Below are 14,231 nucleotides of genomic sequence, written 5' to 3' on the forward strand. Positions count from 1 at the left end.
CCGGACGAGTACCAGTCCGATCTTGGAGGAAGGACCGCAATGACCACGGAAACGAATGTCCCGACGGGTGAGCTCCTGGCGGAGCGACGAGGAAAGGTGCTGTGGCTGACTCTCAATCGACCGAACGCGCTGAACGCCGTGACAGCGACGATGCTGGATGCGCTCGTTGCTGCGATTGAAGAGGGCAGCAACGATCCAGAGGTGCGCGCGATCGTGCTCACGGGCAGCGGCCGAGGATTCTGTGCTGGCGCTGACCTGAAGGACAGTGCGAAGCGCAGTCCCGAAGAGGGCGCAAGATTTGTCAAGAAGATCGGTGAGCTCACCAACCTGATCGAGGCCAGCAGCACGCCGGTGATCGCCGCAGTCAACGGTATCGCCGTCGCGGGCGGCCTGGAGCTCGTTCTCGCCTGCGACATGGTGGTGGCGGCAGAGTCGGCCGTCTTGGGCGATTCGCACTCGAACTTCGCGATGTTCCCCGGCGCGGGAGCCACTGTTCGGCTCCCGCGGAAGATCGGCGTCAACAACGCCAAGTATCTGATGCTCACAGGCGCGACGCTGTCGGCGCGGGAGTGGTCTGCTTTGGGTCTGGTGAGCGAGGTCGTCGCAGACGACGACCTCTCTGCGTCTGTTGTACGGCTCGCCGAGACGATCGCTTCCAAGAGCCCCTTGGTTCTCGCGCGCATGAAGCAGGCAGTGAACGACTCGCTCGACCACCCTGTGGCGACCGGTCTGCGCTATGAGCGGGCTCTTGCTGCGGCGCACAGCTATTCCTTCGACCGCGCTGAAGGTCTGGCCGCCTTCCGAGAGAAGCGCTCTCCCCAGTTCGAGGGCAGGTAGAGCCGCTGTCCGAGAGGTTTGCCGCCGGCCCTGATCATCACGTCCAGTTGGAGGACTACCCTGTGTCCCCGTCCAGAGTCGCAGCGCAGATCGCCGATCCCAACAGCGTCGTGACGGCTATCGAGTCGCGACTGGCGTGTCGGGCGTTCGACCCCGACCGTCCCGTCGATCGCGCTGTCATCGATGACATTCTGCGGGTCGCAAGCCGGGCTGCGTCCGGGACCAACACGCAACCATGGCAGGTGTACGTTCTGCAGGGTCAATCGCGCGATGACCTGGTCGCCGAGGTCTTGGCAGCGGATGATGCCATCAGCATCGATCCGAACCTTGCATCCCGCTATCGTGATGATCCCGATTTCTATCCCAGTGAGTGGGTGTCGCCGTACCTTGACCGTCGGCGGCAGAACGGCTGGAGTCTCTACGACCTTCTCGGGATCGAACGGGGCCAGAAAGACAAGATGCACGCGCAGAGACAACGCAACTATCGCTTCTTCGATGCCCCTGTAGGACTGATCTTCACGATCGACCGCGTCATGGGGCGTGGTGCGCTGCTCGACTACGGAATGTTCATGCAGAACATCATGCTTCTGGCGAGGGCCCACGGATTGCACACGTGTCCGCAGGCGGCATGGAACTACTACGGCAAAGTCATTCTTCCGTTTCTGGGCGCCGGGTCCGAAGAGACCCTGGTCTGCGGCATGGCAATCGGCTACGCAGACCAGCAGATGGTCGTCAACACTCTCGAGACACCGCGAGAGCCTGTCGAGGTCTTCACACGATGGATCGATAGGTCGAAGACACGGGTCGTCACCGGGCCTGAGCTCGGCACGTGATCCACTGTCGGGCCGAGAAACGAGTCTCCGACAATGTGAAACCCGCGCCCGGACCCGGTGGTGCAATCAACGGTGCGCACGGAGGCGGCGCACCCCGCAGCGAACAGAAGGAAGGAACGAGAGATGGATGACGAAACGCGCGAGATGCTTCATCAAGCGGTGGCGGAGGTCTTCGCCGACGAGCCGTCTGACCTCTGGGGATCTCTGCAAAGCGTCGGTATGGACAGGGCGTTGGTGCCCGAGAACAACGGCGGCATCGGTGTGGACTGGGCAGTTGCCTGCGATTTCCTGCAGATCGCAGGCAGCAACGCCGCTGCCGTGCCGATAGCGGAGGCGATGATCGGCCACTGGCTGATCGATCTGGCAGGCGCCGAGGAGACGGATCAGCCCACGATCGCATTCCCTTCGGTGGCCGCACCGGTGCGTCTGAGCCGTTCAGGCGATAGCTGGCGTGTGGACGGGACGCTCACTCGTGTTCCGTGGGGCGGTACGTCTACGCACATCGTGTTCGTGAGCGACACCCCGACGGCCCAGCTCGTCGTCGTGGACCGCCAGGATTCCGGTGTTTCAGTGACATCCGGGCTGAATATCGCGGGGGATCCGCGCGACGAGATCCGACTCGAGAACGTCGTTCCCGCCCAGGTCGTGCCTGCGCCGTTCGAATCGAAGTCGCTGCTCCTGATCGCCGCGATCGCACGCAGTGCGCTGATGGCCGGGGCGCTTGAGCGCGCTCTGTCGTTGTCTGTGGAGTACGCGAACATGCGCGTCCAGTTCGGCCGCCCGATCGGCAAGTTCCAAGCCGTGCAGCAGAACGTCTCCGTTCTCGCAACGCAGGTCGCTGCCGCGCGGGCAGCGACGGAGGGCGCTGGCGAGGCAATAGACGCATGGTTGGCTGGGGAGGGCGAGCCGCTTCTCCGCAGCATCGCCGCATTGAGTGCGAAGATCCGAACCGGGGAAGCAGCCGGGGCGGGATCCGCGATCGCTCATCAGGTATTCGGTGCGATCGGCTTCACAGAAGAACACCAACTGCGCTTGTTCACCAAACGACTCTGGTCGTGGCGCGACGAGTTCGGCAACGAGTCTTTCTGGGCGGACGAACTAGGACGAGAGATCCTCGGCGAAGATCTTGATACAACCCTGTGGCGCACGGTGGCGCCACTGGATGCTGGCCTCAGTAAAGGAGAGTCGAAATGAGCGCTCTGACCTTCCCGCGCCCCAGACAGTCTGAAGCAGGTGAGCTGATACGCGCGCAAGTGCGAGAGTTCCTCGACGGATTCGATTGGCCCGTCGACCGAGACGCAGCCACCGCCTTCGGGGGGTACGACACGCAATTCAGCGAGGCGCTCGGCGACCGCGGGTGGATCGGCATGGGTTTTCCCCGTGAATACGGCGGTGGCGGCTACGGGCTCGTCGAGCGCTATGTCGTGCTCGAAGAGTTGCTCGCCGCGCGCGCCCCGATCACCGCCCACTCGGTGGCAGACCGGCAGAGCGGCTTCTTGCTGCTGCGGTATGGAAGCGAGCGCCAACGAGAGGAGATTCTTCCCCGTATCGCGTCCGGCAAAGCATACTTCTGCATCGGGATGTCCGAGCCGGATTCCGGATCGGACCTCGCTTCAGTTCGGACCCGCGCAGATCGAGTCGACGGCGGATGGTCGGTCAACGGCACGAAGATCTGGACGACGAACGCGCACCGCAGCCATTACATGATCCTCTTGTGCCGTACCTCTCCAGCCGGCGACTCGCGGCGCGAAGGTCTGAGCCAGTTCCTGGTTGACATGAGCACGCCGGGAATCGAGTGCCGGCCGATCGCGGATATCGCCGGAGGGCGACACTTCAACGAAGTGCACCTTCAAGACGTCTTCCTTCCCGATGACGCGATCATCGGAACGGAAGGTGACGGATGGAGTCAGGTCACCAGTGAGCTGGCGTTCGAGCGCAGCGGACCGGAGCGGTTCCTTTCGCATCTCGGTGTGATGGAGGAGTTCGTCAGAATTCTGAAGCAGCAGCCCTCCGCAGAAGGTACGAGAGCCCTCGGACGGCTTGTGGCCCACCTCGTCACGCTGCGACGCATGTCGAGGTCGGTGGCGTCGATGATCGCCGACGGCAAGGATCCGGCGCTGCATGCGGCTCTGGTGAAGGACCTGGGCACGTGCTTCGAACAGGAGATCCCCGAAGTCCTTCGGTTGGCCTTGCAGACGGAGCCGGACTCGGACGCCTCGAACGCCTACCAGGCAACGTTGGCACACGTGATGCTCAACTCGCCCTCCAGCACGATCCGCGGAGGCACGAAGGAAGTGTTGCGGAGCATCGTCGCGAGGGGACTGGGATTGCGGTGAGCACGGCCCAGAACCCGGTGCTGTTGACTGTCGAGGAAGGCATCGCACGGATCGTACTCAACCGTCCGGCGGTCGCGAATGCGTTCGACCAACCGATGGCGGACGCACTGCTCGAGGCGGTCGCAGCTTGCGGGTCAGCGGACGTCAGAGTCGTGGTGCTGACGGGCGCAGGACCACGATTCTGTGGGGGCGGCGACGTGTCGACCTTCCAGTCGGCGGATAACCCATCCGAGTACCTCTTCGCGCTGGCGACCACACTCGAGGAAGCCGTAAGGCTTCTGGCAGAGATGCCGAAGCCGGTCATCGCAGCCGTGCACGGAGCGGTCGCGGGCGCCGGTCTCGGCCTGGTCCTCGCCGCCGATATCGTCGTCGCTGCGCGGGGCACCAAATTCGCCACCGCCTACGCAGGGATCGGTTTGACGCCAGACTGCGGGGTCTCCTTCCTCCTTCCTCGCGTGATCGGACTCCGACGTGCATTGGAGATCAGCCTCCTCGGTCGCGTCATCCGGGCGGAGGAAGCCGTGGAATGGGGGCTGGCGTCGATGCTCGCCTCCGATGCCATGCACGCCGCCGCCGATATCGAGCGAATAGCCGAAACATTGGCATCTGGACCCGCACCCGCGTTCGGGCAGGCGCGTCGGCTGCTGCGAGCGGGCTCAGAGCGGTCCCGCAGCGAGCACGGCGAAGACGAAGCCCGCACGATCTCTGCGGCAGTCCGCACGCCCGACGCTCAGAGGCTCATCCAACACTTCCTGGATCGCTGACTGTCCCACCCCGAAAGGAACCCAGAATGTCTACAGAGAAGATCGTCGTTCTCGACGGCGCTCGTACCCCCATCGGCAGTTTCGGCGGCACATTCAAGGACGTACCCGCTCACGAACTCGGTGCGGCCGCGGCCGCCGCCGCACTCGTTCGGGCCGGCGTCGACCCGGCCCGAATCGATGAGGTGGTCATGGGCTGTATCGGACAAGTCGGTGCTGACGCTCACAACGGGCGTCGCGTCGCGCTCGCCGCCGGCCTTCCGATGAGCACGCCGGCCTACACAGTGAACAGGCTGTGTGGATCAGGCTTGCAGGCAGTGTGGTCGGCGGCCATGCAGATCCGCTGGGGAGCTGCTGACCTAGCTCTCGCGGGCGGAGACGAGTCGATGTCGCGGATGCCGTTCTACGACTTCGGTGCTCGCGACGGCTACCGCCTCGGCGACCGCTCCCTCATCGATGGCACTGTGATGATGCTCACAGACCCGTTCCACGGGATTCACATGGGAGAGACAGCCGAGAACGTCGCTCGTAAGTATGGCGTTTCTCGAGAAGAGCAGGACGAGTTCGCCGCCCGGTCACAGCAACGCGCGGCGACGGCCCTCGCGCGCGCGGCGTTCGAGGAGGAGATCGTCCCGGTTGAGGTGCCCGCCCGGCGGGGCGATTCGACGATCGTGACCGTGGATCAGCATCCTCGGCCTGACACCACCATCGAAAGCCTCGCGGGCCTCCGACCTGCGTTCGTCGCTGGCGGAACCGTGACGGCAGGGAACTCGTCCGGAATCAACGACGGTGCCGCCGCCCTCATCCTCGCGCGAGAGTCCGTCGTCCGCGCGGAAGGTTTGAGTGGACTTGTCACCCTGGAGGCGGTCGCGACCGGTGCGATGGAGCCGGAGCTGATGGGCTACGCGCCAACGGTCGCATTGAAAAAGCTGTTCGCCGCTACAGGGTTGCAGCCACAGGATATCGATATCGTCGAACTCAACGAGGCGTTCGCCGCGCAGGCAGTCGCCGTAACGCGCGATGCAGGACTCGACCCCGAGCGAACGAACCCCTACGGCGGAGCGATCGCGCTCGGGCATCCGGTTGGCGCGACCGGCGCGATCCTGACACTGCGGGTCGCAAAGCACCTGACCCGCACAGGAGGCGAGTGGGGGATCGTCACGATGTGCATCGGCGGCGGTCAGGCGCTCGCCGGACTCTTCCGTCGCTGGGAATGAGCGTGCTGACTAGTTGTGGAAGGCGACCGCAGATCCCGCGAGAGTTCTCCGGACGATCGTCAAGTGCATGCTCGGAGAGAACGAAGGACGGACAGCAGACCAGCGCAGATCCACGTGGTAACCTCGCCTCGTGCTCTTCGGTCTGCTTCTTCTTAGCTGCCGCGACGAGTCCTCGCTTTAGGGGTCTGCCTTGTCGCGGCGTTCGATGTTGACCCGTACATTCTGACGAAGAGAAGAAGCCCATCATGCAGAACACTCAGCGCTCCTCAGCGATGCCGATCCACAAGTATCGGCCGTTCCACGAGCAGATCAACGTCCACCTGCCGGACCGCACGTGGCCCGATGTCCGCATCACCGAGGCTCCTCGCTGGTGCGCGATCGACCTCCGTGACGGCAACCAGGCCCTCATCGATCCCATGTCGCCTGAGCGCAAGCGCGTCATGTTCGAGCTACTCGTCAGCATGGGCTACAAGGAGATCGAAGTCGGTTTCCCGTCGGCGAGCCAGACCGACTTCGATTTCGTCCGTCAGCTCATCGAAGAGAACCTGATCCCCGACGATGTCACGATCCAGGTTCTGACGCAGGCGCGTGAGCACCTGATCGAGCGCACCTATGAGTCGATCGCCGGCGCGAAGCAGGCGATCGTGCACCTCTACAACGCTACGAGCGTGCTGCAACGTGAGGTCGTCTTCCGCACCGACAAGCAGGGCATCATCGACATCGCGCTCGAAGGCGCGCGCCTGTGCCGCAGGTTCGAGAAGACCATCCCCGAGACCCAGGTCTTCTACGAGTACTCGCCGGAGAGCTACACGGGCACCGAGCTGGAGTTCGCGGTCGACATCTGCAACCAGGTGATCGAGGTCTTCGAACCGACTCCTGACCGCAAGGTCATCATCAACCTGCCGGCGACCGTCGAGATGGCCTCGCCGAACGTCTACGCCGACTCCATCGAGTGGATGAGCCGTCACCTCGCGCAGCGTGAGAACGTGATCCTGTCGCTGCATCCGCACAACGACCGCGGCACCGCGATCGCGGCTGCTGAGCTCGGCTACATGGCCGGCGCCGACCGTATCGAAGGATGCCTGTTCGGCAACGGCGAGCGCACGGGAAACGTCGACATCGTGGCGCTGGGCATCAATCTGTTCACCCAGGGCATCGACCCGCAGATCGACTTCAGCGACATCGACCAGGTCAAGCGCACCGTGGAGTACTGCAACCAGCTGCCGGTGCCCGAGCGCAGCCCGTGGGCGGGTGACCTCGTCTTCACCGCGTTCAGCGGATCGCATCAGGATGCGATCAAGAAGGGCTTCGAGGCGATGGCCGCCCGAGCCGAGGCCGAGGGCGTCACGGTCGACGACATCGAGTGGGCGGTTCCGTACCTGCCGATCGACCCGAAGGACCTCGGCCGCTCCTATGAGGCGGTCATCCGCGTCAACTCGCAGTCCGGCAAGGGCGGCGTCGCGTACTTGCTGAAGTCCGATCACGCGATCGACCTGCCCCGCAAGCTGCAGATCGAGTTCTCGGGTGTCGTGCAGGCCAAGACGGATGCCGAGGGCGGCGAGGTCACGAGCGAGCAAATCTGGTCGATCTTCAACGACGAGTACCTGCCCGCTGCGGATGTCGCGGCGAAGTGGGGCCGGTTCGAGCTCCTGGCCACGCAGACCCGCAGCGACATGTCGGGAGAGGTCGTGCTCGACGTTGTGCTGCGCGACGACGAGCAGCAGCTCGCCGTCGCCGGATCCGGCAACGGCCCGGTCGCGGCGTTCGTCGAGGTGCTGCGGGCGCAGGGCTTCGACATCACGGTCTACGACTATGTGGAGCACGCTCTCAGCGCCGGTGGCGACGCGCAGGCGGCGGCCTATGTCGAGCTGCAGGTCGGCGACCAGCGGCTGTGGGGCGTCGGCATCGACGGCGACATCTCGACCGCATCCCTCAAGGCGATCGTCTCGGGCGTCAACCGGACCATGCGCCCGCGGTTGACCGCCGCCGTCTAAATCGCGCGCGTCGGCGTGCAATGAGCGGCCCGGCATCCGCCCGAACAGCCTGAGTTTGGCGTTCGAGAGCGCCGGGGACTGGTTGGTAGCTGTTTCTGATCGTTTGACCTCGGTCTGTGATAAGCCGGCAGTCAGGCAGGGGCTTGGCACGCATCGATACTCCTCTGTATGAGGAGTGACAGGTACTGGACGACGCGGGCGCGCTCCGACTCTTCCTTATCGAAGAGGCCGAGCTCTCGGACGGCATGGGCGATGCCGATGACGGTGGCCGCCACCGCTTGAGCATGGATGCTGTCCGATGTCGTGTCACCGATAAGTTCTGCGACCCTGCTCACTACTCGGTCCCGTATCGCGCTACGGGTCATTTTAGGAACGGGGGATTGGCGGATGGCCACGAGGTTGTCGATCCATGGTTCGGTGAGGCCGCGGTCGTAGCGGTCGAAGATCTGTTTCACGAAGGCGTGACCCAACACGTCCCGTGGGAGTTCCAGATCGGCGAGGCGCTCGGTATTCGGCCCTACTTCGAGGTAAAGTTCTCCTTTGCTGCGGAAGTGTTTGATGACCAATGCCGGGGAGACCTCGGCGAGTTCGGCAATGTCGCGGATTGTGGTGTCTCCGTAGTTGCGCTGCGCGAAGAGCGACGCGGCAGCGTGACGGATCGCCGCACGGCTGTCGACGTTCATGCGTCGCCTTCAGCGTCGAGATCGGCATACAGGTCGAGGTTGAGCTCGACGGATTGGGTTGCGAGGGTGCACTTGCGTGAAACCGCTCCGTCGCCGTCGAAGTCCACAGCAGTGACCACGTATGAACCTTGCGGGGGAAGAGGGAAGTTGTAGCCGCCGTCGGGCCCGCTGACAGTCGCGGCCACGAACTCACCGCCGGACCGGGTGAGGACAACGAGGGCGCCTTCGTGCCCGACCATGTCTGTGGTGACGACCCCCGCGATGGCGAGGGGAACGGTGAGCAGCAGATCCACGATCGAAGAACCACCGTCGAAAACGAACACGCGCGAGGCGGGTGTCCACCCTTGCGCGTTCGCGATAGCCACGTAGCGGCCCGCGCCGGGCAGAGCGATCCTGTATCGGCCCTCGTTGTCAGCGCGCGCCCAGTCGATGGGCTTTCCCTCCACCGTCACGATGGACACGACCGCGTTCCGGCGCATCCCTTCAGTGGTGCCGAGAACCACCCGGCCGCCGACGACTTGCTCCGTCCCAGCTCCTCCGCTTGTCGAAGGCAGAACGAGAGGCTCTTGAGCCGTCAATGCTGCAGTGGAGAGCGAGGACCGTCGCATCGACGGAATGAACAGCACGATAACGACCGCGACCGCGGCGGCAACTGCGGCCATGGTGAATACGGTCTGGATCGCGCTCTCTGATGGATAGTCCACGCCGTCAACTGTGACGAATTGCGACACGATGATGAGGGCAATGACCGCACTGGACACCGACGTCCCGACATACCGCACCAGCGTGTTGGCGCCGTTCGCGGATGCTGTCTCGGTGATCGGCACCGCGTTCATCACCAGAGCAGGCAACGCTGCCAATGCCAGCGCTGTACCCAGACTGACCGCGACGACACCTACGACAATCTCCCACACGGAGCCGCCCGCCAAAACCCGGTACAGATACGCCAGCGCCATCACTGCCGCACCGAGAAGCAGGGTGGGTTTTCCACCCCAGCGAGTGAGCATGACTCCCGCTGCCGGCGAGATCGCGAGCATGGTGAGACCAGATGGCACCATTGTCAGCCCGGCCAGCGCAATCGGAAGCCCGAGTCCGTAGCCCGTAGCCTCCGGGACCTCGAGGATCTGGGTCGTGACCAACATGTTCGCGTACATCGAAATGCCGACGAACAGTGTGGCGATGTTTGTCAACAGCACCGGCCGGATGGCCAACGTACGCAGATCCACCATCGGCTGATTCACCCGCAACTCCAATGGGACCCAGGCCGCCAATGCGACAACTGCGATCACAAACGCGCTGACGGTCTCCGAACTCAACCACCCCCAAGAAGTGCCCTTCGAGATACCGAGCAAGAGAGCGATAAGAGCGACAGAGAGCAGGATCGCACCCGGAACATCGAATGTGCCGGCGGTTCGCACTCGGGACTCCGGAACACGTAGCATCACGGCCACCGCCAGAGCAGCACCCACGGTCGCCGAGAACCAGAAGATCGCCTCCCACCCGAACGCCTGCGAGATGACTCCCGAGAGCGGCAGCCCAAGCGCCGAACCGATGCCTAGCGTTCCACTCATCAACGCGATCGCCTGCCCGACCCGCTCCTTCGGAAGCTCGTCGCGCAGAATACTGATCCCCACCGGAATCAGCGCCGATGCGAACCCCTGCATTGCCCGCCCCGCCACCAGGAACGGAAATGTCTGACCAACGACTGCGATCAAAGACCCGGCGGTCAAGACGGCAAGCGAAACCACCAGCATGCGGCGTTTTCCGTACATGTCTGCCGTCCGCGACACAATCGGCGTCGCAACTGCAGCCGTCAGCAACGTCGCGGTCACCAGCCAGGTCGCATCGTCAGGGGTGATGTCCAGGATCCGCGGCAACTCGGGCAATTGCGGAATGATCAGCGTCTGCTGCAGCGAGACCACCATCCCGCACAGCGACAAAATAACGATGAGCGCGGTCGGTGAGGTGGGGCGTCGGTGGCTGATCACACTACCGAGTAAACACGGTTTACCCTTCGCGTGTTCATTCCGTGCGCCGTCGGGATCGAAGGCTCGACCTTGCGTGCTTGACAGGAACCCCGGACGAAGCGACTATGGAATGTCCCCAAACGGCACGGTGTGCCGCTCAGTGGAACAATTTCTCGCTGACCCAACCAACGATGGAAGGGTCGCCGCCCCAACCAACGATGGAAGGCGAATACATGGATGCGAACGTTTCACAACCCACACCCCCGGTTTCTCAGAAACGCGTCGGTGCTGCCATTGTCGTAGGCACTGCCCTCGAGTATTTTGACTTCTTCCTTTACGCCGCTATGGCTGCACTAGTCATCGGTCCTACGTTCTTCCCGTCTGACGATTCCGTCGCCAGCGCCATGGCGGCGCTGGCGACATTCGGCGTCGGGTTCCTTGCACGTCCGCTCGCAGGATTGGTGTTCGGCATCATCGGGGACAAGTTCGGCAGGAAGACCGTCCTTTCCTGGAGCCTGATCCTGATGGGCGTTTCAACTGGGCTCATGGGGCTGATCCCTTCCTACGCGACGATCGGTGTGGCAGCTCCAATCTTGCTCGTGCTGTTGCGGATCGTGCAGGGAATCGGCGCCGGTGCGGAGTTCAGTTCAGCGATTGCAGTTTCGTACGAGTTTGCGGCCCCCAAGCGACGGGGCAGACTCGGCTCTCTCCCCACGCTCGGCGTCAACCTCGGGGTTTTCGCCGCTTCATTGGTTGTCGCTGGTCTCGCACTCATCGGAGACGACTTCTTCTACTCATGGGGATGGCGTATCCCGTTCGTCCTCAGCTTCGTGTTGGCGATCGTCGGGTACGTGATTCGCATCAAGCTTCCCGAGAGCCCCGAGTTCCTGGAGATGAAGCCCGAGCAGACTCGTCGTCCGTGGTACCGCGTGCTAGCCGATCTTTTCAGGTCGGACTGGAGAGGTCTGGTCATCGTTTTCATCACTTATCTTGGGTACTCCCTGGTAGCGACGTTGTACAAGACCTTCTCGCTCTCCTACTTGACGGAGTTTCAGGACATCGGGGGCGCCGTGAGCAGCTTCGGAGTCACCCTCGCGAGCGCCGTTGCGATCTTGTGGACACCCGTAGTCGGGAGGCTTTGCGACGCGGCACCGGTCCGATGGGTCCTCGCAGCCGGCGGCGTGTTGGTGATCGCGTACTCCGTCCCCTTCTTCTGGCTGCTTAATTCTCAGACACCCGTGTGGATCTGGCTGGCGATGATCCTGGGAACAGGCCTCATCGCCCCCTTGCTGTCAGTCGCAGCGAGCCCATTCATGGCACGGCAATTCGCGACCAACACTCGTGTCACGGGGATCGGCGTCGGCAAGGAATCCAGCGGCGCCCTTGGGGCGGGCTTCGGCCCCTTGATCGCGCTCGCGCTCGTCAGCGCATCACCCTCGTTCAGCACCATCGGTGTATCGATGCTCTTCGCGTTCGGAGGTCTCTTCTTTGTGATCGCCGCCTGGCGCGGACGCACGGTCGCCCCGAATGTGGGGGAGATCGAGCGCGATCGCACCCATGCACAGGCGGCTTCGGTTCGAGGCGCTGAAAACTAGGCGTATGGCCGTCAGCGTTAGATGGAACAAGAGGAGCTCCTGATGAAGTTCGTGGTCTTGGTCAAAGCAGTTCCGGATACGTGGGGCGAACGAAAGTTGAGTCTCGAGACCGGATTGGCAGATCGTGCCGCCTCCGAGACCGTCCTCGACGAGATCGACGAACGTGCGCTCGAGGTCGCATTGTCCTACGCCGATGCCCACACCGGTACCGAGGTCGTCGTGCTCTCGATGGGGCCGGAGTCCGCCGCCGCAACCGTGCGAAAGGGCCTTGCGATGGGGGCCGCCTCGGCGGTGCAGGTCGTCGATGAAGACCTCCTCGGTGCCGATCTCGGTCTGACGGCCGAGGTGCTCACGGCAGCGGTGAAGCGGATCGGCGCGGATCTCGTTGTCACGGGCAACCAATCCACCGACGGGTCCGGCGGAGTACTGGGGGCGATGATCGCAGAACTGCTGGACCTTCCCGCCGCGCTGAACTTGACCTCGGTCGAGATCGCCGAGCGCACGGTGGAGGGCGTGCGAGCGACGGATGCTGGCACAGTCAAGGTCTCGGCCGAGCTGCCTGCGCTCATTTCGATCACCGAAGCCCTTCCCGACGCGCGCTTCCCGAACTTCAAGGGCATCGTGGCGGCGAGGAAGAAGCCGTTCGAGACACTGACGCTCGCTGATCTCGGAGTCGACGCGCTCTCCTCCGACGTTGCGCGGTCGATCGTCATCGGGCTCAGCGAGAAACCCCCGAGGCCGGCTGGAATCAAGATCGTCGATGAGGGTGACGCCGGCGAGAAGCTCGCCGACCACCTCATCCAGAACCGGCTCGTCTGAGGAATGGTGGATATGGACTACCCCGCTGATTCGATCTTGGTGCTGCTGGACACGCTTCCGTCCGGTGAGCTGGGAACATCCGCCCCCGCGCTACTCGGTGCCGCCGCTCAGGTGGGAACGCCTGTCGCGCTGGTGATCGGCGACGAGAAGGTGGCGCGTCATGCCGGTGCTCTCGGTGCCGAGTCTGTCCTGGTCGCCTCGGGTGATCGCGTCGATGCGATCGCGGCGGCCGTCGGCGAGGTCGGTCCCGACGCGATCCTGGTGTCGCACTCGATCGAAGGGCGCGAGGCTGCGGCACGATACGCCGCGAGGTCTCGTTCCGGTCTTCTCGTCGACGCCACGGGCGTGGTGAGGGATGGCCAGGGCATCGTCGCCAAGCACTCCGTTTATGGCGGTGCTTACAAGGTTGACGGCGCGGTGACTTTCGGGGCGCCGATCATCACGGTGCGGCAGGGCGCTGTCGATGAGCGTGCCGAGGCCATCGCATCGCCGGCGGTGCGACCCCTCGAGGTCGTGGCCTCGGCTCGAAAGGCCGCCGCGTTCGGCGAGGTGGAGGAAGCCGTTGTCTCCGTACTCCGCCCGGATTTGCGTGGTGCGGACAAAGTCGTCGCAGGCGGCCGCGGTCTCGGGTCACAGGAAAAGTTCGCGCTCGTCGAGCAGCTCGCCGACGCGCTTGGCGCCGCTGTCGGTGCGTCGCGCGCCGCGGTCGACGCTGGTTATGTGCCGCAGAATTCTCAGGTCGGGCAGACCGGCGTCTCGGTGTCGCCGCAGCTCTACATCGCGCTCGGCATCTCGGGCGCCATCCAGCACAAGGCCGGCATGCAGACCGCGAAAACCATCGTCGCGATCAACAAGGACGCCGACGCTCCGATCTTCGACATCGCCGACTACGGCATTGTGGGCGATCTCTTCGCTGTCGTGCCGCAGCTGATCGCGGCGCTCGAGGCGAAGAGGGCCTAGGCGACCATGGCAACGTATGGAGCGACAATTCGCCGCGGGCTTCCCCGCTGGCCGGGTGGAGACCCCTGGCCCTCTGCCGGCGAAGCACACGTGAGCGACGGCTCTGCGGAAAGCGCAGGAGAGCGCGAAGGCGCGGCTTCAGCGATTGTCGGCACCGGCGCAGGCAGCCGCACAGGGGTCCGGCGCGGCCTGCCTCGCACGCCCGGCGGCGAGCCGTGGCCCCCCGCGG

Annotated in this window: 12 protein-coding genes; 10 read left to right on the forward strand and 2 right to left on the reverse strand. The window is 64.0% G+C overall.

Features of this window, described 5'->3' with window-relative positions; genetic code table 11:
* Window positions 1-39 precede the first annotated feature (39 nt).
* From MRBLMI13_RS03085 to leuA, 7 genes are all read left to right on the forward strand, one after another.
* Window positions 40-837, forward strand: a complete 798-nt coding sequence (locus MRBLMI13_RS03085) for an enoyl-CoA hydratase/isomerase family protein (RefSeq protein WP_367820543.1) — start codon at window positions 40-42, stop codon at window positions 835-837.
* A gap of 110 nt (window positions 838-947) precedes the next feature.
* Entirely contained in the window at window positions 948-1,670 is a 723-nt protein-coding gene (locus tag MRBLMI13_RS03090) for a nitroreductase (RefSeq protein WP_367820541.1), read from the forward strand.
* Window positions 1,671-1,793: 123 nt separating this feature from the next.
* Window positions 1,794-2,864, forward strand: coding sequence for an acyl-CoA dehydrogenase family protein (locus MRBLMI13_RS03095; protein WP_367820539.1), 1,071 nt, complete (start codon window positions 1,794-1,796; stop codon window positions 2,862-2,864).
* The gene (locus tag MRBLMI13_RS03100; protein ID WP_367820537.1) at window positions 2,861-4,006 is read left to right on the forward strand and encodes an acyl-CoA dehydrogenase family protein; all 1,146 of its coding nucleotides are present in this window, start codon (window positions 2,861-2,863) and stop codon (window positions 4,004-4,006) included. The genes MRBLMI13_RS03095 and MRBLMI13_RS03100 overlap by 4 nt, the downstream gene beginning before the upstream one ends.
* Window positions 4,003-4,770 carry an enoyl-CoA hydratase/isomerase family protein gene (locus tag MRBLMI13_RS03105; protein ID WP_367820535.1) on the forward strand — a complete coding sequence of 256 codons (768 nt, stop codon included), beginning with the start codon at window positions 4,003-4,005 and terminating at the stop codon, window positions 4,768-4,770. Before MRBLMI13_RS03100 ends, MRBLMI13_RS03105 begins: the two co-directional genes overlap by 4 nt.
* A 26-nt stretch (window positions 4,771-4,796) precedes the next feature.
* Window positions 4,797-5,984, forward strand: a complete 1,188-nt coding sequence (locus tag MRBLMI13_RS03110; RefSeq protein WP_367820533.1) for a thiolase family protein — start codon at window positions 4,797-4,799, stop codon at window positions 5,982-5,984.
* Window positions 5,985-6,229: 245 nt separating this feature from the next.
* Window positions 6,230-7,978 carry a 2-isopropylmalate synthase gene (gene leuA, locus MRBLMI13_RS03115; protein WP_367820531.1) on the forward strand — a complete coding sequence of 583 codons (1,749 nt, stop codon included), beginning with the start codon at window positions 6,230-6,232 and terminating at the stop codon, window positions 7,976-7,978.
* Window positions 7,979-8,109: 131 nt separating this feature from the next.
* On the opposite strand, the gene MRBLMI13_RS03120 is transcribed toward leuA, so the two are convergent.
* Both MRBLMI13_RS03120 and MRBLMI13_RS03125 read right to left on the reverse strand, forming a co-directional pair.
* Window positions 8,110-8,661, reverse strand: coding sequence for a TetR/AcrR family transcriptional regulator (locus tag MRBLMI13_RS03120; protein ID WP_367820529.1), 552 nt, complete (start codon window positions 8,659-8,661; stop codon window positions 8,110-8,112).
* Window positions 8,658-10,649 carry an MFS transporter gene (locus tag MRBLMI13_RS03125; protein WP_367820527.1) on the reverse strand — a complete coding sequence of 664 codons (1,992 nt, stop codon included), beginning with the start codon at window positions 10,647-10,649 and terminating at the stop codon, window positions 8,658-8,660. The genes MRBLMI13_RS03120 and MRBLMI13_RS03125 overlap by 4 nt, the downstream gene beginning before the upstream one ends.
* Before the next feature lie 212 nt (window positions 10,650-10,861).
* On the opposite strand from MRBLMI13_RS03125, the gene MRBLMI13_RS03130 reads away from it, so the two are divergent.
* The 3 genes from MRBLMI13_RS03130 to MRBLMI13_RS03140 are packed head-to-tail and all read left to right on the forward strand — an operon-like array spanning window position 10,862 to window position 14,002.
* Window positions 10,862-12,223 carry an MFS transporter gene (locus tag MRBLMI13_RS03130; protein WP_367820525.1) on the forward strand — a complete coding sequence of 454 codons (1,362 nt, stop codon included), beginning with the start codon at window positions 10,862-10,864 and terminating at the stop codon, window positions 12,221-12,223.
* Window positions 12,224-12,265: 42 nt separating this feature from the next.
* Window positions 12,266-13,042 carry an electron transfer flavoprotein subunit beta/FixA family protein gene (locus tag MRBLMI13_RS03135; RefSeq protein WP_367820523.1) on the forward strand — a complete coding sequence of 259 codons (777 nt, stop codon included), beginning with the start codon at window positions 12,266-12,268 and terminating at the stop codon, window positions 13,040-13,042.
* A 12-nt stretch (window positions 13,043-13,054) separates the two neighbouring features.
* On the forward strand, window positions 13,055-14,002 hold the full coding sequence (locus MRBLMI13_RS03140) for an electron transfer flavoprotein subunit alpha/FixB family protein (RefSeq protein ID WP_367820521.1): 948 nt from the start codon (window positions 13,055-13,057) through the stop codon (window positions 14,000-14,002).
* Window positions 14,003-14,231: the final 229 nt, after the last annotated feature.

The organism is Microbacterium sp. LMI13-1-1.1, assembly GCF_040815625.1.
GTDB lineage: Bacteria > Actinomycetota > Actinomycetes > Actinomycetales > Microbacteriaceae > Microbacterium > Microbacterium forte.

Excerpts from the sequence above, each read along its gene's own strand:
- MRBLMI13_RS03085 (WP_367820543.1), top strand. The coding sequence starts at position 40 with ATGACCACGGAAACGAATGTCCCGACGGGTGAGCTCCTGGCGGAGCGA.
- MRBLMI13_RS03095 (WP_367820539.1), top strand. The coding sequence starts at position 1,794 with ATGGATGACGAAACGCGCGAGATGCTTCATCAAGCGGTGGCGGAGGTC.
- MRBLMI13_RS03100 (WP_367820537.1), top strand. The coding sequence starts at position 2,861 with ATGAGCGCTCTGACCTTCCCGCGCCCCAGACAGTCTGAAGCAGGTGAG.
- MRBLMI13_RS03110 (WP_367820533.1), top strand. The coding sequence starts at position 4,797 with ATGTCTACAGAGAAGATCGTCGTTCTCGACGGCGCTCGTACCCCCATC.
- leuA (WP_367820531.1), top strand. The coding sequence starts at position 6,230 with ATGCAGAACACTCAGCGCTCCTCAGCGATGCCGATCCACAAGTATCGG.
- MRBLMI13_RS03120 (WP_367820529.1), bottom strand. The coding sequence starts at position 8,661 with ATGAACGTCGACAGCCGTGCGGCGATCCGTCACGCTGCCGCGTCGCTC.
- MRBLMI13_RS03130 (WP_367820525.1), top strand. The coding sequence starts at position 10,862 with ATGGATGCGAACGTTTCACAACCCACACCCCCGGTTTCTCAGAAACGC.
- MRBLMI13_RS03135 (WP_367820523.1), top strand. The coding sequence starts at position 12,266 with ATGAAGTTCGTGGTCTTGGTCAAAGCAGTTCCGGATACGTGGGGCGAA.
- MRBLMI13_RS03140 (WP_367820521.1), top strand. The coding sequence starts at position 13,055 with ATGGACTACCCCGCTGATTCGATCTTGGTGCTGCTGGACACGCTTCCG.